Genomic DNA, 19,183 nt, shown 5'->3' on the forward strand with positions numbered 1-19,183 from the left:
GGTTTAGGGCTGGAAAGCAGGGAGGAAAAACAAAATGACATTATAATAATCATGCACTTATGCAGTGCTTTATCGTTTTCTGATAAGGCGCGGCAAGATAGCACCAAACCCGCTGCCTTTCTCAGCAGGGTGCGCAATATATTCGTTTGAAGAAGACCAAATGACCGGAGTTATCCAGCACTGACAACCAGGAAATCAACGGCAAGATGCGAGAAGGTCATCCTGGATGGCAAAGGCGATGACAGTGAGTACATCCGAGAACAGATCGAAGCACAATGTGCTCAAGCAGTGATACCCAGGAGGCGCAACTCGGTGAAGGGCAATGTGGATCTGGACAGAGGGTGGTATCGCTCCGGCATCTGGTTGAAGACGCCTTTGCAGGGCTGAAGTATTACCGGGCAGTGGCATTCCGGTTTGACCAGTTGAAGAGGATCGACGAGAGCATGGTTTCCATAGCCAGTGGTTTTTTATGGCTACCGATGTGAAACGTCAACAGACCCTACGCAAATATTTGATTAATTGCGGAGTTATTCGCCATTGGGATCATGGCAACTCTATAAGCGCTCAAGGTCACCAACCAGCATATGGTTGGTAAAAGCGATCATCTTGGCATTGCCCTCTACAATGGCTTGCTGGTTGCCAGAAATCACCATGTTGACTTCATCACCCGGTGTGGTGAGTGCCAGTGCCTCGATATAGGCGTTGGCAAGGTTTGCCGTTGGGATGCGGATCAATTCCAACGGCTCATTGAGCAGGACAATGTAGTAGCCCTGACGGGCTGCCTTGAAATGTGGAACAAAACCGATACGGCTCACCGTGCCGCTCACTTCCCAATCTTGCGCTATCAGACCGATCCGTTCTGCAATCCGCATCGCGCCGCTGAGGGATTGCGTGAGTACGTTGTTACCCATAAGAAAGTTACTCCTGGGGGAAATTCACCCAAGTTGGAACGCCAAGCTGTTGCAACGTTGGCGTTGGTGTAAGTTGAGGTTTGTGGAATAGGGAATCCATCGCTTTAGTCTGCGTTGTTGCCTTTGTCAGCCCTATTTCCCGCGTGATCTCGTCAATATTCTTCAGGTGCAATCGGGCATTGTTTTGCAACTGTCTGGCCGCCGCCGCGTCGCCAGCGGCAATCGCTTCCTCCATGGCTGCCCGTGCTCTTTCCGCCAGCTTTTGCTCTTCGATGATTTCGTTCTGCAAAATCTCGCGCCGTAACGTGTCGCGTTGCGACTGAATCACCGGATCAACCTGCAGTTTCGGCGCGATAGCCCAGGCATTAGCCGCAATGAGTGACAGGGCGACAGCGTTAAGACAGTAATGGATCAAAATGTATCTCGCTGACAAAGCGTTCCCCGTTTCGATAGTCAAGTTGGACGATGATAGGAATGGCTTGTTTGACGAACGCGAGCATGAAATCGCGGTTTGCATTGGGCAGGGCTTCCAGCGCCAACATCGCCATACGCTCGTAAGCCATCTCACAGCTGTTGGCATGGATCGTGGTCACGGAACCATCATGGCCAGAAATGGCGCCGCTCAGAAAACTGTACGCTTCCGGTCCACGGATCTCGCCATAGATGATGCGATCGGGCCGCAGACGCATACAGGCACTCAGCAGATCATTCGCGTTGTATTTCGCGGCGTTCTGGCTACCGCGTGAGAAGAACAGCGGGGCGATATTCTCGTGCGGTAGCCGTAGCTCAGGCGAGTCCTCGATGGTTGCCAGCCGCTCGTGCAATGGGATGTATTTGAGCCAAGTGTTAATGAACGTGGTTTTGCCGGCATTGGTGCCAGCGGAAACCAGGATCGTCTGTCGTCCCTGGATGGCCTGCTTCAAAAACGCATGCCAGTCACCTGCCAGGTACAGCGTGCTCAGTGCTTCGCGTAGCTTTTCCTTTTTCTCGCCGAGTTGATTGACCGAACGGAAGGCACCTCGTTCGTCATACCAGCTCGGGGTCAGGTTCAGTATTGCTGGCTTACGAATCGACAGCAGAAAATAGTCTGCCTTGGTCGCCGGGGGCATCACGATCTGCACCCGGACACCATCGCCCAGGGTTGCACTCAGCAGTGGTTGTGTTTGACCCACAGACTGCTTGGTAAATTCGGCAATCAGATTGGCCAATTCAACCATCCAGCGCATGTCAGCGTTGACCTCGAATCGTTGCATCCCGCTGTGGCCGACCTTTTCCATCCAGTATTCGCCGGGTCGGTTGACGATGATCTCGTTCACATTTTCCGTATCGAGGGCATCGCTAAATGGGCGGAGATGGGTACGTAGTGCCGCATTGAATTGGTTTATGAAGGGCATCGCTCATCCTTGCGGATGCTGAGCACGGGATTCATGGTGGGCCACTATCCTGCAGGACGTTGCTCAAATCCAGATCCAGCTGTAGAAACACTTTGATACGCATACCTTGGTTCACGCTCAAAGTCGGCGGGATGTTCAGGTTGTTGGAGAGCGTCTGTTGCGCCGTATTGGCAAAGGACGATTGCACCTGAGCGGAATAGTGCGCTGCACCGCGGGATTCATTGTTACGACCTGAAGTGGCGGCACCGGCGCCAATGATCGATAGCGCGGCCGATGTCGACCAGATACGCCAGAAATGATTGTCTACATGGGCAGGAATGCCTGCGCGACCCAGCGCGTCTGCTCCATCGGAGTGGATCATGGCGTCGATGCCCTGCGGCGTCACTGCCCGCAGCCAGACGATGTAGATCCTCACTTGCCCTGCCCGGATGGCAGCATTGCAAGTGCCGATCAGGCGCGTGCCCCAAGGTAGCAACTGACGGTCTCCCTTTTCGGCGTAAAGGGGTGAGGTGACCATCGCCCTGACAGAACCACAATTGTCGGATTGAATTGGTGTTTCCAGTACCGCATCAATCATCTTGCCTTGTAAGGCAGTGAATTCAAGATTCAGTAGCTTGCGAACACTGGCATTGGCAGGAAAACCTCCGGTCTGCATCTTGGCTGGTCTATTGCTACGTGATGTGTCGTCAGTTATCACGCTTTCTTGCGCTGCCGGTATTACTGAGGGGGGCTGGCCTTGCGCGTAAAAGGGGGGCATGGGCGGGAAGTCGCCCTGGCCATAGCTTGCGTTGCCTTCCGTGGAGGCGCCGGCGGGCAAATCCAATTTGTCCCCTTCCGGGAAAATCGCGATCGCAGAGCGCAGGCGTGTCTCGCGTAGCAGCTGCGCCTTCTGTTGGGCTTCCCGCGCAGCCTGACTCGCTGCTTGATCCTGTGCTGCGCTATCCCCGCTGTATTGCGCATCAGGCATGCTACTGTCTGCCAGGGCAAGGTTGCGCTTGGGTGCAGGTAATTCGCCGACAGTCTCCAGTCTGCTCGCAGCAGTATGGCCGGCACGCAGGGGAGCGACAGCCGTCGTGCCTTCTGCAGGCGGATCGGGTAATACGACCTCCGCTTCCTTGGCGGCTTTTTTGTTTTCCTTCACTTCATCCAGGTACCACACACCCAGTAGCAAGCTGCCTACACCACCTATCCATAACGCGTTGGAGAGCCAACTTCGACTGTCCTGTGGACGTCCCCGCTTTGCCTGGCCAGCTGGCCGAGAAGGTAACGCCTCCATTGCCGCTTCACGCTCATTCAGCGCGTTGTTCGATTCAGGGTTATCGGTCATGGCCTGCAACCCTTTGTGAGCGTTGGTCACGGCGTGGCATCGGGTGCATCTTTTGACGGAGTTTCCGCGACTCGTTGAAGACGCACAGCGCTTCATTGCCGATGCGCAGGATGAATTGGCTGGTCACATTCTTGGCAATGACATAGCGACGTCCGTCAGGCTCTACATCCGCCAGAATCTCTTCTCCACCCGGCCCGACAATGAAGATGGCCGGCTTGTCCGCCCCCTCGGCGAATTGGAAGTAGGTAAATAAACCGTTGTCACAGACCCGAACGAGCTCGATGTTGTAAGTACCGGCCACCGAATAATCACAGTTCCAGGCAGTGATCGGATCATTGGGCGTTGGGGGGCGCGTTGCATTGCCAGTCACGGAGGCGCGAAGGCTCCCTTCCTGAATGAATGGCGGTTCGATATTTCCTTCCCCCAGCGCTAATGGTGCGGACTTACTTTGCTGCGCCTGGCTGGTTTCCGTCGGCAGGTCCACCCTCATCGCGGTGGGTAGCGCAACCGTTGGAAACTTGTCATGGATGAAGCGCAGGCCATAGGTTGCCGTCTTGGCCGAGGAATATTGGACCTCGATGTAATACTTGCGGCGGTCGGTGACGATGGTGACGTTCGTTGAGGGAGATCGGCTGCCGTCGATGTTGCCCGCCTCTGATGGCTTGATGTGGACGGGTGAGCCAGGGACACCCTTCAAGGTAAAACTCTGCCACCCTATGGAGTCGCCGAGGGCGGTATAGCGGACGTTTTCCCCTTCCTCAATCTCGACCGTCGCTGCCCGGCCAAAGGCGGCAAAGATCGTAAAGACGCGGTCTGAGGAATAGGCGCAGGACCGGATGCGGCCTTCTGCCGCGAGCGTGCACGCTTCGGCTGCGTCAACGGTCATCGCAGCTTGGCTGGCAACGACAGCGAACAGGTAGAGCGCCGGGAGTTTCATCGATTCGGATCTTTGTCGACGCGGTAACGCTTGGATCGCCAGTTGAGGGGGTTGAGCAATGCCGTGGCATAGTCGAGCTTGCCGGATGCATAGGTGCTGCTGATGGTGGCCAGCTTGTACTGGCGCTGGCCGCGTTGCCCGTTGCCGAAATCGATGACGGTCGTGACAAAGCGGACTTGGATCGTGTTGGGATCGTCCGGCAAGGGCGTGACGGTGCCCAACTCGACTTCGACACGGTATTTGTCCGCGAATTTGACGGCACGGCTGTTCTCGGCTTTTTCGTCTGCCTGGTATGACTGCCACGTTTGTTCGGATGACAGGGCATGGACCAAGGCATCGCGGTGAAGCTGGTCGGCTTTGTCCCAGGTTTCCCGCGCCATCACTAGGGTGCTTGCCCGCTCCATGGCAATTGCCTCGCGTTCGCTCGGGGTCAGGTCGTCCTTGGACCGGGGGTTACTGACGGATACGACGGTGCCGTTCCGGTAATCCATATGCAGGATGACGGGAATCACTTGTTCCATGGATCCGCGCATGATCCAGGCAACAGCCAGCAGGCAGCAAAGGGAAGCCATGATGAGAAAGGCGATAAACCAACGGTTTCGATCTACGGCTGCCGCATTGTTGGTCGAGTAATCCCATTCACTCGCTTTGGGATCGTTCAGCACGGTTGGCTTAGGCATCATGGTGGGCTATCGCTTGGTCCGCTTGTACTTCAATGCATCCAATAGCTCCTGGTGCGCTCTGTTCTGGTGGCGCCTGGTACTGCTGGACCTTGCACCACGGGCAAGATTGGCCAGGGATCTGCCGGCTTTGGATAAGCCACCCCAAGCACCCGTATCTGCTGCCATGCCATTGAAGAGGCGTGCGGCGATGCCACCAACCTTCCACAGCAAGCCGCAAATGACCGCCATCATCAAAAGCAAGGGGAGTACACCGCCCTGCATCGCTTCCGGTGATAGTGCCTGCTCGGAGAACAGGGTTTCATCGGGAACGATGCGCTTGAACACGCGCAGGGAAATCGCGAGTACCCCAAAAGCCAGGATTTTCATGAAAAGAAAGCCCAGCAGGCTTTGCAGCCAGTTCATGAAAATGGCCCGGGTCATCTGGAATAGGAACATCGCGATAAAGATCGAACCAAAGGCAATCAGCATCGCAGACATGATCTTGGCTTCCAGAATGATGAAGATGGCCATGGCAGATTGAATCAGCGTGGCCAGGAACACGATGATCCCTAGGCCATATAAGGCGAAGTCATAGGTACCTGCTTTGGCAAAGATCGCGAAACAGGTATCCATGCCGCGATCAAAGAAGGCATCCAGACCCGCCCCGGCGCTATGGCTACCCAGAAAGACATGCAGAAATGCATCGTCGCCGTGGTTGGCGATGTCGTTGATATAGAGGAACCACTCCCACTGCGTGGCGCCCAGGGTGACCAGACCGATCGTAAGCAGGGTGCGCATCGCCTCCGGGACGGGGGCTTGAATCTTGCCCGACTGCAGGCCGTATCCATAGAGCGCAATGAGGATGATGGCCATGCTGCGTATCCATGGCGTCACAATCACAGCGACCTGTCCCCAGGTTGTGGTGACAAAGTTCGCGAGTTCCACGTCGTAGGCGTGGATCACTACCGAAGGAAGCGACATGGCCGTCTTGCCTAGCTGTATACCGGCCCGTTGTTGGGTAAGGAGCGGCGAGCGCACGGTCCCCCGGCATCCGTACAGTTGACCGGCTTGGGGGGCTGGGTGGCACAGGCGTTCAGTATCAATACGCAGATGAACAGGAACAGGGGCTTCATTGCTGGCCACCTCGGTAAGAGAACGCCGGGTTGTATTTGAAGTTGAGACGGCGATCGATCGTCGACTGGTTCTGATTGTTTAGCTCGGTTGCCTTCAGCTGATTCTGGATCACCTGCAGACGGCTGGAAGAGACCTGCACCATGGCAAGCTCGGCCTGCAACCGCGTGTTGAGATCCATGGCCGCTTTGATGTTGGGTGCCGACTCAATCTGGCCAGTTAGCGCCATGACGTTCCGTTGATGTTCACCCAGTACGGCATAGAGTTCGTCAGTGGCGGTAAAGGCGGCATGGGTATTGTCCTGGCTAAGCCGGATAGCAGATGATTGGCGATCGCCTTGTTGGAAGACATTTTTCTCGATGACCTGCAGCAGCCGGCGGTAGTAGTCGGCCTGGCGCATCTGGCCTTTGGAACGCTGTAGACTCACCACCTCACGCCAGGAGGGTGGCATTTGCTCTACCACCTTGTTGAGTTCCTGTTGTTTAAGGTTGCCCATCCCGTATGCGCCTTTGATGGCTTCATATTGCGAGCGCAGTAAGTTGACCTGCAGATAGGCCTGATAGAGCTGCTTGTAGAGTTGCGTATTGGCGGTCGCATCATAGACCGCTACGCCGGCTGCACTGGACTGGGCGAAAAGCCCGATCCCAATACCGATGGCGACAACAGCGCGATGCATAGGGAGTTTCATGTGTGTTTTCTCCATGAAGCCAACCTTGCCCGATCTTGCTGTATATGGCGTTCCATATAGATCGGCACCCAATGCTGTGGGGCGGTACCGACTTCGGACATCAACGCCTCAATGGCGATGCGCGCGTTGCTATTGCTGCTCAACAGGGGCAGAAACCGGGCCATCGGCGAAGGTGCACTGAAATCCAGGTGGGCGACCACGGTTTTTCCCTCATGGGTGATCAACATATTGTGATCGTCAGGGGACCAGCTTCGTAGCAGCTCCAGGTGCGCTGTCGATGCGCCATAGTGATCGCAATAGTCCTCGGCCTTGGCGCCCCGGTTTGCCAGATAGACCTTGGTCGCGCTCTGGCGGATGAACGCATCCGTCCCATACAAATGGAAAGCCGCCGGGTTCGGCGTGATGCCGATGATGATGGTGTCGTTCTTGCGTGCGGTTTCCAGGTATTCATCGATCTGGGCGCGCGAATCAGGGTGCTTCAGCAGCGTCTGGGCCTCTTCAAACGTGATGATCAGGCGGGTGCCTGCACGCTGAAACGCGGCTATCCGGTGGCGGATGTAGTCCTGGATCGCCGTGATATAGCGATCATCCTTGGTGGCGAAGACCTGTGTCATCGAAAAGCCGAAGTAACGGGCACCAGAGAACGACAAGGTGTCGCTGTCACTATCAAACGCACCCGCATACTTTCCACCCGGCAGCCATTGATCGAATCGGCGGCGAAGGCGGCTGATACCGGGATCACCGAAATACTGGGCGAGGTTGGCCAGTTTCCGGTCTTCGGGGAGATGCCGGTAGTTGCCTTCGACCGCCCGATTGATCTTCTCCAGGTCACCATCCTCTGCTTCTTCGCGTCGTCCCTCCGGGCTGAGTTCGAACAGCATCAGTTCAAGCTGCGACTGCATGAACGCGCGGTTCAGGGGGGTATCGGGCAATTGGCAGAAATTCCAGCCAGTGGAGAGACCCGGTACCAGGTCGATATACCTGCCCCCATTGGCCATGATGAAGGCGTAGCTGCCATCGTCCTTGTCAAAGATGACATACACCATGCCGAACTTGTCGCTGAGGGCAATCAGCGCATTGAGCTTGCTGCTTTTGCCGGTACCTGTCGGTGCGACGAAAATGGTATGGCCCGGTGGATAATGCATACCACCGCCAAAGCTATGCCAGTTCCAGGCGTACCGGGAGCCGCCTTCAGTGGGTAGCGTGGTCACGGCGCTGCCCCACCAACTCCCCGCCATGCGCCCTTCGGTGTAATTGTGGAACGCGATGAAAGCCGCAAAGTTGTAGGTATTGATGCGCTTCTTGCGGATCAGTCGCCTGTAGTTACCGGGGAATTGCGCGAAATAGGCAATCTCCATGGCGCTCGACATCTCGCGGACGATCTCGATGTTGGCATGGTCGAATGCCTCGATCACGTCGATGACAGCCCTTGCCTCCGTTTCCATACCCGCCTGACGGCCTGGGGAGGCATGGCCCACATCGCGTGGATTGTTGCTGTGGACGATCACTATCCCTTGATGCCATCCCATGGCGGTTCTGCGGCTGGTCACGTCATCCATCAGCGCATCCAGCTCGTCGATCTGCGATTGACCTTTGTCGCCCGCACATTCGAGCCTGCCCTGCTGGCGATCCACTTCCGTGGTGGCGGCACGGCTGTCTTCAAACAGAAAGGACTGACAGAAAACCAGTTCGTGCGGCACCTTGAGCAGCCCATTGAGCATGCCGGAACGGGTCGTTTCGCAATGGTATTCCTTGGTGGACAGCACGGCTGCATAACGGTCGGCGACCTTGCCAAGATGGACAAAGGTCTTCAAGTCGTTATCAAACACGGGTCGGTTGGTAAACAGCCAGGACTTGATTGGTTGGCGAGGCACCCTTACCTCGCAGAAGCGCCAGTTGGCCAGATAATAAAGAAAGCCCAGGGGCTCGGAGAACCAGTCGCCGTGCGTATCCTGGTACAGACTGAGCAGCCGCGGCTGATAGTCAACCAGGCTTTTGAGCGCGCGGGCGCACATTCGCTCTATGTCCTGGGCAATGTCAGCGCGTTGGTTTTCAACCGCCGCCATTTCAGCCGTGTGGCTGACTTTCCTGAAGCGATCGATCACGCCCTGAGCGCCCTTCCCCACCGGTCTGCGAGCGATAACGAGGTAGTATTCGTTGACCAGCGCGGCGTGTTTACGCTGTTCCTCTGCCCAATACGCGTTGAGCTCTGCGGCGAATGCTGAGCTGTAGGCACCAGAGGGATAAACATGGTCCCGCCGTCGGATCAGATAGGAATAGATCGCAATGTTTGACCGGGCGAAGCCGCGCAACAACGTATTGAGGCGTTCTTTCTTGAAGGCCAATTCATCAGCACTGAGGGTGTCGAAGGCAATGCCCTGTAGCTTGATGACGGCGAATTGGGTCCCGTCATCATTGAGGATCTGTGTGTCATTGTAATGGGCAACAAACGGTAGCTTCGTTTCTACCTTGCGCTCACGCCTGACGCGAATCGCTGCTTCAGAATCGGGCGCTGCAAGGAAAAGGGCGTCAAACATCGTATGACTGGCCGCCCCAGATATCCTGGTTAGCGCCATCCCCCGCTTGAAACAGCGTGCCCATCAGAACTGACAAACCATCTGGGTCCATGGCGGTATAGAGTGCGCCAATACCCTGGATGAACAGAAAGAATGGCACAGCGAACGCGCCAGAAAGAATCAACACCATCATGGAAAAGACGGCATTCCCCAGCAGAAAATCGAGGGGCGTACCCCAATAGTTCGCCTCCCTGGTCATGCCTTGATAGAAAGGGTCTTCAATCTTGTAATGCTGATCTGCCATAAGAGTTCGACGCTCAGCTTATCTGGCAAACTGGTCGTAGATGGTGGGTGCACCAATCACGATGGCGATACCGAACATGGTGAACATGGCCCTGCGCTTGTCGAGCTCACCGATTTTCATCTTGTAGCCTAAGCACGCAATCGCAATGATCCCTGCGGCGCGGGCATATTTATTGGTGAGAAGATCAACCCCCTTGTTTAGAAATCTTTGGAGCACATCGGCATGGGCAGGGGGCATCATTGCCAGTATTGCCAGTAAAGCAATGGTGAGCTTCGCGCCAGTTCGATAGTAGGCCTGGGACACAGCCGCATACACATTGCGGGCCTGGATGTTGATGGGCTTCATGTGTGGATACTCCTGACATCGTGACTTGTCTGGTATTGCCGTCCGGATTGCACTGTGCCTCATTCACCGGGCTTAGGGATTTCGCGCAAAGAATAGGTCTTTGGTGAATGGAATATTAGAGAGAGTTAATTCTCGTGAGTTCACGGTACGCACAAGGACAATGACAGCTGTCGTTGGCCGAGAAGCCAGTGAGTAAACGTGGCAGCCGATATCGCGTTCACCCAGGTACGCGTATCTGGTCGTCCAACGCCACTACCTTCATTGATTGCCGTCGTACTCATTCCAACTTGCTGGACTTGAGGAGGCGGATTGCTTCAGCCTCGACCTTCCTCACATACCCATTCGAGAATCCACGTGCCGGACTGCCGGTGTTGTAACGCGACAGCGCACGTTGGATGGCTGCCTGGTCATTCCTGTGGGTGGGTCGTTCGGCCAGGAAGTTGCCCAGCAGGATGTCACCGGCCACGGAGAGATTCGTACAGGGATCGAAGGCCTGCTGCCAGCTGAGCCGGTACTTCCGGACATTGGCGTTGTTGAGCTGGCCAATGCCAACGTCGAATGAAAACCCCCTCCGTTCAAGCCAGATGGCAGTACTGACCGCCTGTTGGAGGGTATAGGGCTGGTGCGCAAGCTGCTTGTTGCCATTGATATGGATGCGGAGTGGGTAACGCTTACTCTCGACGCCGGCCACCGCGGACATTGTCAGCGGGTGGATATGAGGTGCGCATTTCGCGAGGAAATGCGCGAATGCCTGTTGAGAAAGCTTGGGCTCTCTGGGACGTTGAGGCTCGCTGGCTGCGGCAAGCGTCAACAAGGTGAAACTGAGCCATTGCGCAGAACAGATCGAAGCGTAACGCATAGGACCGAGCCGGTTTCCTGACGGACTGCTGACCAGGGATAACGCGTCACTACGCTGCTGTCCACACTTCATCCCCTGTGTCGTGTTGGAGCGTCTATTCATCCGGGGTGCAACTATTCCCTGCCTGCTGTCGTCGATGACAGACATGAACATCCAAAAGTTGGTTCCGGTGTGGTTGGTCCGTACCTGATCGCGTTGTCTTACGTTCAGCGATGCCTATTGGGAAATCGTCCTCTAGCCGTATGGGGCTAAACCCAAGGCATCCGCTCACTTCGCTAGGAGTATCCAGATGGTCTTCAAGACAATTCCGAACATCGCTCTGAGTCTATTGCTGCCCCTAGGCTTGGCCGCCTGTGGCGGCGGCGGAGACGGCTCAACGGCAAATAGTGGGCAGACCCAGGCTTGCACGAATGGCAGCAGTAACGCGCCCGCGTGCGACAACCATCAGGTCAGTGTTCCGGCACCGACCTATGCGACCGATGCCAACGAGCTCATAGCATTTAACCAGATCAATACGATCCGCCAGAAAATGGGCATAGGCCTATTGGCGCAGAATGGTGCGCTAGATACGGCCGCCGCCGCGCACGCGAATTACATCAAGGTGAACAACCTTTGTTCAATGAAGGCAAGTGTCGACCCAGGTACCGGACTCTTATGGATACACTCGGAGACGGTCGGGAAACCCGGTTTTACTGGCGCTGTACCGCTCTCACGCGCCAATGCTGCCGGTTACAGTGGTAGCTATGGTAGTGAAGTGGCAACCTGCGGGTCAGCATCAAGCCAATTCGCGGCAAACTGGTTTATCAACTCTGTCTACCACCGTGCAGGATTGCTAAACCCTGCCCTACGCGATGTCGGTATTGCCGTCCTGCCCGGTGCGGCCAATGTGATTGCCACGGGTTACAAGATAGAGGCGGGAGTCCCGGTCGCCAGTTTCGTCGGTACCTACCCCTTCGACGGCCAGACCGGCGTGACGACCGGATTTAAACATGCGGTTGAGTCACCGCGCCCCCTGCCTGACATCAATCCCGTGGATCAACGTTTCGTGGGTAATCCCGTCAGCATTCAGGTGGCCAACGGCAATACCCTGACCGTCAGCAGCTTTGAGCTGTTTGATCCGGCAGGCAACAAGCTATCGGCCAGATTATTGACGGCAGCAACAGATCCAGCGCGGAAGCTGAAAAGCAGTGCCGCCTATTTGGTTCCGCTCAAGCCGCTTGCTGCCGGCCAGACTTATCGGGTTGTCTTCACTGGTACCGATAACGGATTGAACCTGACGAAGTCCTGGTCATTCACCACAGCAGACAAGATCGACTTGTTGCCAGCCGGAAACCTGGTGATGAAGGGTACCGATACGTTGCGCATTACCGTCAAGACACCGAGTGGCTATTGGAGTATCAAGAACTACAGTGTTGATCGAGTCCCTGGCGATATGTCTCCAAGCCCTGGTTTTAAGGACGACCAAGATGGCACTACGATTACTGGGTCAGGTGCAGTGTCGAACACGTTGGTCTTGCATCTGATGTTCTATGATCGTGCTGATCCTGCCATCACTCTGGCAGCCACTGTCACGGTTACTCCCTAAGATCGTGTAGGGCAGCGAGGCATTGTTCGGGGAATGACTTTGCTGCTGTGAATGGGTCGATCGCCCGTACCGGAATGGTTGGATGAAAGGTGCCGGATGTATCGAGAGATTCCCATCCGGTTGCGTGAATGTCGATGGAATACACAGGTAAACAGCAGGCTGCCAAGGGCACCTATTTCGGCTTGGCAAAAGGAACTTGTCCCCGGTGCGGCATGCTGCCCGTTTTAAAAGTTGACAGGGCAAATTGCCTTGGATGCAATATGAAAATGATTGACTTGCCAAGGCACATTCCACGACAAGTCGTGCCGGTATCGCTGAAGTTAAGTGGCATGACGCTGCATTACCTCCCTTCTCCACACAACCTACTCAGCTTTGTTGATGCGTCTCAAAAGCGAGAACTGGAATGGCAGGATGCGTACTCAAACGATATAACGGTGTATGTCTATGTGAACTTGTTGATAGTGGAATCGGAGGATTTTCGTGAATTCAGTTCGCCGCTGAGTGGCCATGAACAGGCAGAAGAAGCCATTGTATGGTTTACCAGCCACGGGATTACCGTCGTCAATGGTTTGTACAAGCCCGCCCCATGAGCATAGCGTTGACTCACGGGGCTTTTGCTTCAATCCCAGCGGCTCAGCGCCGGCTGAGTTGCCCGCATTTCGAGTAAGCCCCCATGTATTGCGCGGCGCGCTCGGTTTCGCTATTCACTTGAATCCATTCGGCGCAGGTTGGGCAACAGACATTTGCCCATAAGAGGGTAGAAGCTGACTGCTCCTTACTGCTAAAGGGTTGATCTTGGAAAGTCCCCGCTAGCTGCACTGCACCACAGACTGGACACCGCATACTTCACTCTCCTATTCGGCTAGTCGCCGTTATTCTGGAAAAGAAAGTGTAGGCGAGGGAAAGATGGAAATCTAAAGGTAAAGCGGGAACTATTTTTACGCTAAATTCGGATCGACTTGGGCTGAATCCTTCGATTGCTCGATAGAGCACACATCATTGGGAAGTACCTCGTTGCCCTGTACCAACTTCCGCAATATGCGTTCAGCAGTGGCTTTGTGGGCGTAGGCCTTGGCATCGGTTGAGGACCACACAGCGCTATTCCAATACTGTACCTGCACCAACCCGCCGACGTTCCGTTCCCGCTTGATTAAATAGGACAACACCACGGCACTACCTCCACCATTCCCAGTTACATCGGATTAAGTAGGATACTAAATCCTTGACAACCACCATTGTGAGTATGGCCGGCGGAGAGTAGTCACTGTCAATATGTTAGCTGTCAGCGACAGCATTTGAACCTGGCCAAGGTTGTATTCGGCGTGCTCCTAGGACCGAATTAACTGCATCGATCCATCTTATCAGGACAGCATTCGCTGCAATGGCGACTGCATTCCATCATCTAGGACCGCATTGCATGGGTTCAAGCCAGAATTGGCTGCGTCTGACCAGGATCGCCCAATAGACGTTGGTTTATTGAACGATGATCGTTCTAAAAATGAGCTATCGCGTGAGCCAATAAAGCTATCCCTATTTCAATATCCATCTAAGCCCACATAACAATGAATATTGGATAGCTTGCTAGATGCAACCAATTCAGTCCTGAAATTGTGTTGAATGCAGGCCAGGCCCGTTTCAAATGCAGTCCACTTCACTGACGGCGATAACAGCGCCTCTAGCCGAATCAGTTCATTCAAAATTATGCCTATGTACTTTAGCATTGACTAAAGTATGATCCCGCACGCCCACAGGGGCGGGAACCATCGCCCATCCAGAAGTTAGTCATTCTCTCGCGGGCAAGCGCCCATCCAAGAAACAAGGAATGTCTTCAATGAACTTTAAATCAAAGGCCGTGACGCGCGCAGTGGCTATTGCGTTGGCAAGCGGTTTGTTATCTGGCTTGTCTTATGCGGCTGGCACGTGTGATCCCAAGAATGGGATAAGAACCATTGGCGTGGAAGTTGCCGCGAAGTCGGATAACTACGGTGATGGTACTTACAACTTTGGCTATGCGATGGTGCAGTGTGTCAACGGCGTGATTACCGCTGTTACAGACACCGATGCGCAAGGATTGCCGTCCGCTATGGAAAGCCAACTCAAAGCGTTGAATATGCGGCGCTACTATGCAAATAGCTGCAAAACGCATCAAGTCGCGGTACACAATAATTTCAAAGGCATCATCAACGGTGTTGATTTTTCTGGCGCAACTGCGCCGAAATCCATTCCCGGCATGCTGTTTTTTGAAGATGCCCATGCCAAGTGCAGTGTTGGTGCACCAGCCGCTGGCGACAATCTTGTCAATATCAACCTAGGTGAGACTTGCGGCGAAGATGCGACGCAACCTACCGTTGCTCAGTGCGCCAACCCCATTCAACCAGGCACGGGCAATAAATATCAAAAAGAAGTGGATTACCAAGGCGCGGGGGCAAATCGGCTTAGCGTCATTCGGCATTACAACAGTCTGAATGGGCTATGGAACGACGCCAATATCAAACGCTTTGCCAAGTTTGAAAAGAAACCCAACTCGTTGCCGGGTGGCGTCATTGTTTATCTCAATGGCGAAGAACCGGGTGGCGGTACCGGCCCGGTCGATCCAGGCGTCCCAACGACGCCAAGCAATGGCGTGGATGTGGGTGAAACCTGGCAGGCCATGCGCGGCGACGGCAAAGTCATCAGCTTCCCCTTGGTGGGTGGCGGTGCCGACCACAATGGTGTGGGCTATACCCTGCAAATCACGGCAGATCGTCTGCAACTCACCACGCCAAGCAACGCGGTCGAGCTTTACGACCTGAGCAATGGCCGCTTGTTGAGTGTGCAGCATCTTGACGGCTATACCCTCACCTACGCTTATGATGCGGCCGGCAAGCTGACCACGATTACCGACAGCAATGCACGGGTGCTGACTTACACCTACGATGCGCAAGGCCGTCTGGCGTCCATCAAAGACCCCGCCTTGCAAACCATTGCTTATGGCTACGATGCGGCAGGCAAGCTATCGACCGTAACCTATCAGGACGGTAAGTCGCGCCAGTACCTGTATGAAGATACCCGCTTCCCGAATGCCCTCACCGGCATCAAGGATGAAGCCGGCATTCGCTTCGCCACCTGGGCTTATGATGCGCAAGGCCGCGCCATCAGCAGCGAACACAGCGGCGGCGTTGAAAAAGTCACCGTCAGCTATCCCGATAGCACCCAGGCAACGGCGGTGAATGCACTGGGCTTGACGACCACCTACGCGTTCCAGAGTGTCAAAGGCAAGACGGTCCTCAAAACCCTTACCGAGTCCTGCCCAACCTGCACGACCACTACCCAGCAGTTTGAGGTGGACGCGAATGGTTTGCAGACAAAGCTGACCGATCGGATGGGCGTTGCCACCCAATTCCAGGCCGATGCCGTGCGACGGCTGGAAACCCAGCGTATTGAAGCCGCCGGCACCCCGATTGCTCACACGACGACAACCGAATGGCACCCGACATTCCGTTTGCCAGCCAGCATCACAGTGCCCGGCAACCGTACCGACTTTACTTACGATGCCAAGGGCAATCTGACAGCGAAGAAGGTCACGGACCTGACCAACAATGCCACCTATACCCTGCGCTGGGATTACGACGCACAGAATCGGATTACCGCCAGTACCAATGCAGTCGGTGGCATCTCCCGCTACACCTACGATGCTGCCGGCAACGTTGCCAGCGTGACCGATGCTGCCGGGTCTGTTACCCGCTACACCCAGTACAACGCCGATGGTTTGCCGCTGAGCATCACCCGTCCGAATGGCGTAGTGGTCACCCTGGCCTACGATCCACGTGGTCGCTTGATCAGCCAGAAGGTCGGCGCACTCACCACCACCTATAGCTACACCGCCACTGGTTTGCTTGGCAGTGTCAGTACCCCTGATGGGCAGCAACTGACCTACACCTATGACGATGCCCGCCGCTTGGTTGGCGTGCGCGACAAGCTCGGTAGCACGATTCGCTATGTGTTGGATGCCTTGGGCAACCGTACCTTAGAAGAAGTCAGCGATGGCAATAGCAACGTCAGTGCGCTCACTAAGCGCATTGATGCCGATTTGCTGGCCAACACCCAACCTTTCCCCCAAGCGAGCTAAGTCATGCCATTCCGCTCCCGCCCACTTCTGCTGGCGCTGGCCGCCGCGTGCGTCATGTTGACGCCGGTCACCGCCACCACGATTTACAGCAAAGATTACGAATACGACAAACTGGGTCGCCTGCAAAAGGAGATTTATCCTGATGGCGGCTGGGTCAGCTACGGCTATGACCCCAATGGCAACCGTACCGAAGCCCGTGACAACCTTGGCCGGGTTACGACTTATACCTATGACGGGCATAACCGCCTGAGCAGTGTGACTGATCCAGAGCGTGGTGTGACCCGTTATGGCTATGACAGCCTGGACAACATCACCAGCGTCACCGACCCACGCGGCTTAGTCACCAGCTACCAGCACGATGCCTTGGGCAATGTGCTGCAAATTACCAGCCCCGATACAGGTGTTACCAAATTCACCCGCAATGGTGTGGGCCAGGTGCTTACCCATACCGATGCCAAGAACCAACTCACCCAGTATGAGTACACACCGGGCGGCCAGCTTAACAAGGTCACCTTCGCCGATGGCAAGGTGCAAACCTATGCCTATGGGGCCAATGGCGTTCCTGGCGCGGGCATGGTTACCGAAGCAACCGACCCTAGTGGCAAGATCGTCTACACCTATGGCCCACTCAGCCGCGTTGCTACGGAAAAGCGTTCCATCTGGAACAAGGACTACACGACTGGCTACGGCTATGACGACAAAGGGCGCTTCAGCCAGTTGACCTACCCGAGTGGTCGCGTGGTGACTTATTCCTACAACGATGTCGGGCAAGTCAACAAGATCACGACCAAGCAAGGCACCGAGCCCGAGAAGATCGTTATCCAGAACCTCGCTTACCGGCCTTTCGGTGCGGCAAAGTCCTGGACCTGGGGCAATGGCGAAGTTCGTACCACTGAATACGACAATGTGAACCAGATCACCAGCTACAGCATGGGTGATAGCACGGTCACGTTGACGCATGACACCGCAGGCCGCATCACTGGGCAAAGCATCAGTGGCGGTTGGTGGGAGCGTATGTTGCAGCGACTGGGCTTACCGGTAGGGCAACGTGCCAGCTATGCCTATGACAAGCTGGACCGCCTGACTGAATGGAAAGACGGCCGTAGCATCCTACGCAGAGGGCTGGCCTTCGAGCCCAGCGAAGGCTATGGCTACGACGCCAACGGCAACCGCACCTCACGCCGTAGCGACGATATGGTGTTCAAGCAGGATATTGAAGCCGGCAGCAATCGGCTTAAAGCTGCGTCCTTACCGGATGGTGCCAACCCTGTTTTCCAATACGACGCCAACGGCAGCCGTATCAGTGGCGGCAACAACTACACCTATGATGTCCGCGGCCGGCTAGTTGAAGCGTCGGGCGCACAGTTCACCCTGAATGGCTTGGGCGAACGGGTAGCCAAGACTTACCAAGGCACCACCACGGTATTTCATTACGACCAAGGCGGCAGGCTGATTGCCGAGTCGAACCAACTCGGTGTCACGAAGCGGGAATACATTTATCTGGGCGACACCCCCGTAGCCTTGGTCGACAACGGCATGGACATCCGTAACATCCATTCCGATCACCTTGGCACGCCACGACTGGTCACGGACGCTACCAAGCACGCGATCTGGTCCTGGCAGCTGGGCGAGCCGTTTGGTGCTACCGATGCGGAAGAAGACCCGGAAGGCACTGGTGCCAAGTACACCTTCAACCTGCGCTTCCCTGGTCAGTACTTCGACAAGGAAACCGGCCACCACTACAACTATTTCCGCAATTACGACCGCAAGAATGGCCGGTATCTGGAATCTGACCCGATTGGGTTGGCAGGTGGGATCAATACGTTTTCATACGTGGGTAATAATCCTCTGTCCTATGTTGACCCAGATGGTTTATCCCGCGTTAGAGTTGCACCTCCTAGTCAGTCCGGGCCATCTCTTGAGAATGTACGTGCAGCCCGTGAAGTTCAGCGTCTGACAGATATTATTCGCCAAGCCCAACCTAACTATAGTTATTCCACCGCTTCGGCACCAGGCACAGGTACATATGGTTATAAGGATGTTGAACGCCTGACAAATTACCTACGGGATTTGTTAGCAAGACAAAATAATGCTCAGTGTTCACGATCCTATGAGCAATATGTAAAGTATGCTCGTGGCTTAGGAGTGCGTAGAGCATGGGAAGACGAAGCCAGTATGGTTAGCAGAACGGGCGAAGGCACCAGACGTTGGACTGAATCCCAATTGGGTGAACTACTTTCCAATGGCTCAGTTCGTGGTATGCAAGGCCATCATATTAACAATGTGGCTAATAACCCTGGTATGGCAAGCAACCCTGGAAACGTAAGATTTATGACGCCATCGGAACATTTTAATAATGGGCATCAGGGTTCATGGCAAAACCCTTCCGTTGGACCATTGATTAATAGGGAATGAA

Annotated in this window: 17 protein-coding genes and 1 pseudogene; 5 read left to right on the forward strand and 13 right to left on the reverse strand. The window is 55.2% G+C overall.

Going from position 1 to position 19,183, the window contains the following annotated elements:
* Positions 1 to 231 precede the first annotated feature (231 nt).
* Positions 232 to 485 (forward strand): annotated as a pseudogene (locus CSQ89_RS06730) (IS5/IS1182 family transposase); the annotation flags it as partial.
* A 69-nt stretch (positions 486 to 554) separates the two neighbouring features.
* Here the strand turns inward: CSQ89_RS06730 and CSQ89_RS06735 are convergent.
* The 12 genes from CSQ89_RS06735 to CSQ89_RS06790 all read right to left on the reverse strand — a co-directional run bounded on the left by CSQ89_RS06735 (position 555) and on the right by CSQ89_RS06790 (position 11,074).
* Positions 555 to 911, reverse strand: a complete 357-nt coding sequence (locus CSQ89_RS06735) for a hypothetical protein (protein ID WP_099405413.1) — start codon at positions 909 to 911, stop codon at positions 555 to 557.
* 7 nt (positions 912 to 918) lie between these two features.
* Entirely contained in the window at positions 919 to 1,326 is a 408-nt protein-coding gene (locus tag CSQ89_RS06740; protein ID WP_099405414.1) for a hypothetical protein, read from the reverse strand.
* Complete coding sequence (virB11, locus tag CSQ89_RS06745) at positions 1,307 to 2,305, reverse strand: P-type DNA transfer ATPase VirB11 (protein WP_099405415.1); 999 nt, start codon at positions 2,303 to 2,305, stop codon at positions 1,307 to 1,309. Before virB11 ends, CSQ89_RS06740 begins: the two co-directional genes overlap by 20 nt.
* Before the next feature lie 31 nt (positions 2,306 to 2,336).
* Entirely contained in the window at positions 2,337 to 3,632 is a 1,296-nt protein-coding gene (locus CSQ89_RS06750; protein ID WP_158228922.1) for a TrbI/VirB10 family protein, read from the reverse strand.
* Positions 3,622 to 4,569 carry a TrbG/VirB9 family P-type conjugative transfer protein gene (locus tag CSQ89_RS06755; protein ID WP_099405417.1) on the reverse strand — a complete coding sequence of 316 codons (948 nt, stop codon included), beginning with the start codon at positions 4,567 to 4,569 and terminating at the stop codon, positions 3,622 to 3,624. The genes CSQ89_RS06750 and CSQ89_RS06755 overlap by 11 nt, the downstream gene beginning before the upstream one ends.
* Positions 4,566 to 5,252, reverse strand: coding sequence for a type IV secretion system protein (locus CSQ89_RS06760; RefSeq protein ID WP_099405418.1), 687 nt, complete (start codon positions 5,250 to 5,252; stop codon positions 4,566 to 4,568). The genes CSQ89_RS06755 and CSQ89_RS06760 overlap by 4 nt, the downstream gene beginning before the upstream one ends.
* Positions 5,253 to 5,258: 6 nt before the next feature.
* Positions 5,259 to 6,269 (reverse strand): type IV secretion system protein, encoded by a 1,011-nt coding sequence (locus tag CSQ89_RS06765; RefSeq protein WP_139023140.1) that lies wholly within the window; start codon positions 6,267 to 6,269, stop codon positions 5,259 to 5,261.
* 91 nt (positions 6,270 to 6,360) lie between these two features.
* Entirely contained in the window at positions 6,361 to 7,050 is a 690-nt protein-coding gene (locus tag CSQ89_RS06770; RefSeq protein WP_158228923.1) for a type IV secretion system protein, read from the reverse strand.
* Entirely contained in the window at positions 7,047 to 9,587 is a 2,541-nt protein-coding gene (locus CSQ89_RS06775) for a hypothetical protein (protein ID WP_158228924.1), read from the reverse strand. The genes CSQ89_RS06770 and CSQ89_RS06775 overlap by 4 nt, the downstream gene beginning before the upstream one ends.
* Positions 9,580 to 9,870 (reverse strand): VirB3 family type IV secretion system protein, encoded by a 291-nt coding sequence (locus CSQ89_RS06780; protein WP_099405422.1) that lies wholly within the window; start codon positions 9,868 to 9,870, stop codon positions 9,580 to 9,582. The genes CSQ89_RS06775 and CSQ89_RS06780 overlap by 8 nt, the downstream gene beginning before the upstream one ends.
* Before the next feature lie 18 nt (positions 9,871 to 9,888).
* Entirely contained in the window at positions 9,889 to 10,215 is a 327-nt protein-coding gene (locus tag CSQ89_RS06785) for a TrbC/VirB2 family protein (RefSeq protein ID WP_158228925.1), read from the reverse strand.
* Positions 10,216 to 10,492: 277 nt separating this feature from the next.
* Positions 10,493 to 11,074, reverse strand: a complete 582-nt coding sequence (locus tag CSQ89_RS06790) for a lytic transglycosylase domain-containing protein (RefSeq protein WP_158228926.1) — start codon at positions 11,072 to 11,074, stop codon at positions 10,493 to 10,495.
* Between the two features lie 289 nt (positions 11,075 to 11,363).
* Between CSQ89_RS06790 and CSQ89_RS06795 the strand changes: the two genes are divergently transcribed.
* Positions 11,364 to 12,659 carry a CAP domain-containing protein gene (locus tag CSQ89_RS06795; RefSeq protein WP_099405425.1) on the forward strand — a complete coding sequence of 432 codons (1,296 nt, stop codon included), beginning with the start codon at positions 11,364 to 11,366 and terminating at the stop codon, positions 12,657 to 12,659.
* A 260-nt stretch (positions 12,660 to 12,919) separates the two neighbouring features.
* A complete protein-coding gene (locus CSQ89_RS06800; protein ID WP_099405426.1) occupies positions 12,920 to 13,249 on the forward strand; it encodes a hypothetical protein in 330 nt (109 codons plus the stop codon).
* Positions 13,250 to 13,597: 348 nt separating this feature from the next.
* On the opposite strand, the gene CSQ89_RS22405 is transcribed toward CSQ89_RS06800, so the two are convergent.
* Positions 13,598 to 13,753: a hypothetical protein gene (locus CSQ89_RS22405; protein ID WP_233202979.1), complete on the reverse strand. Its 156-nt coding sequence runs from the start codon at positions 13,751 to 13,753 to the stop codon at positions 13,598 to 13,600.
* 737 nt (positions 13,754 to 14,490) lie between these two features.
* Here CSQ89_RS22405 and CSQ89_RS06810 point away from each other — a divergent pair.
* Both CSQ89_RS06810 and CSQ89_RS06815 read left to right on the forward strand, forming a co-directional pair.
* On the forward strand, positions 14,491 to 16,767 hold the full coding sequence (locus CSQ89_RS06810; RefSeq protein ID WP_158228927.1) for a hypothetical protein: 2,277 nt from the start codon (positions 14,491 to 14,493) through the stop codon (positions 16,765 to 16,767).
* A gap of 3 nt (positions 16,768 to 16,770) precedes the next feature.
* Positions 16,771 to 19,182 (forward strand): RHS repeat-associated core domain-containing protein, encoded by a 2,412-nt coding sequence (locus CSQ89_RS06815; RefSeq protein ID WP_099405429.1) that lies wholly within the window; start codon positions 16,771 to 16,773, stop codon positions 19,180 to 19,182.
* The last annotated feature ends 1 nt before the right edge of the window (position 19,183 follow it).

It is taken from the genome of Chitinimonas sp. BJB300 (assembly GCF_002735695.1).
Taxonomy (GTDB): domain Bacteria; phylum Pseudomonadota; class Gammaproteobacteria; order Burkholderiales; family Chitinimonadaceae; genus Chitinimonas.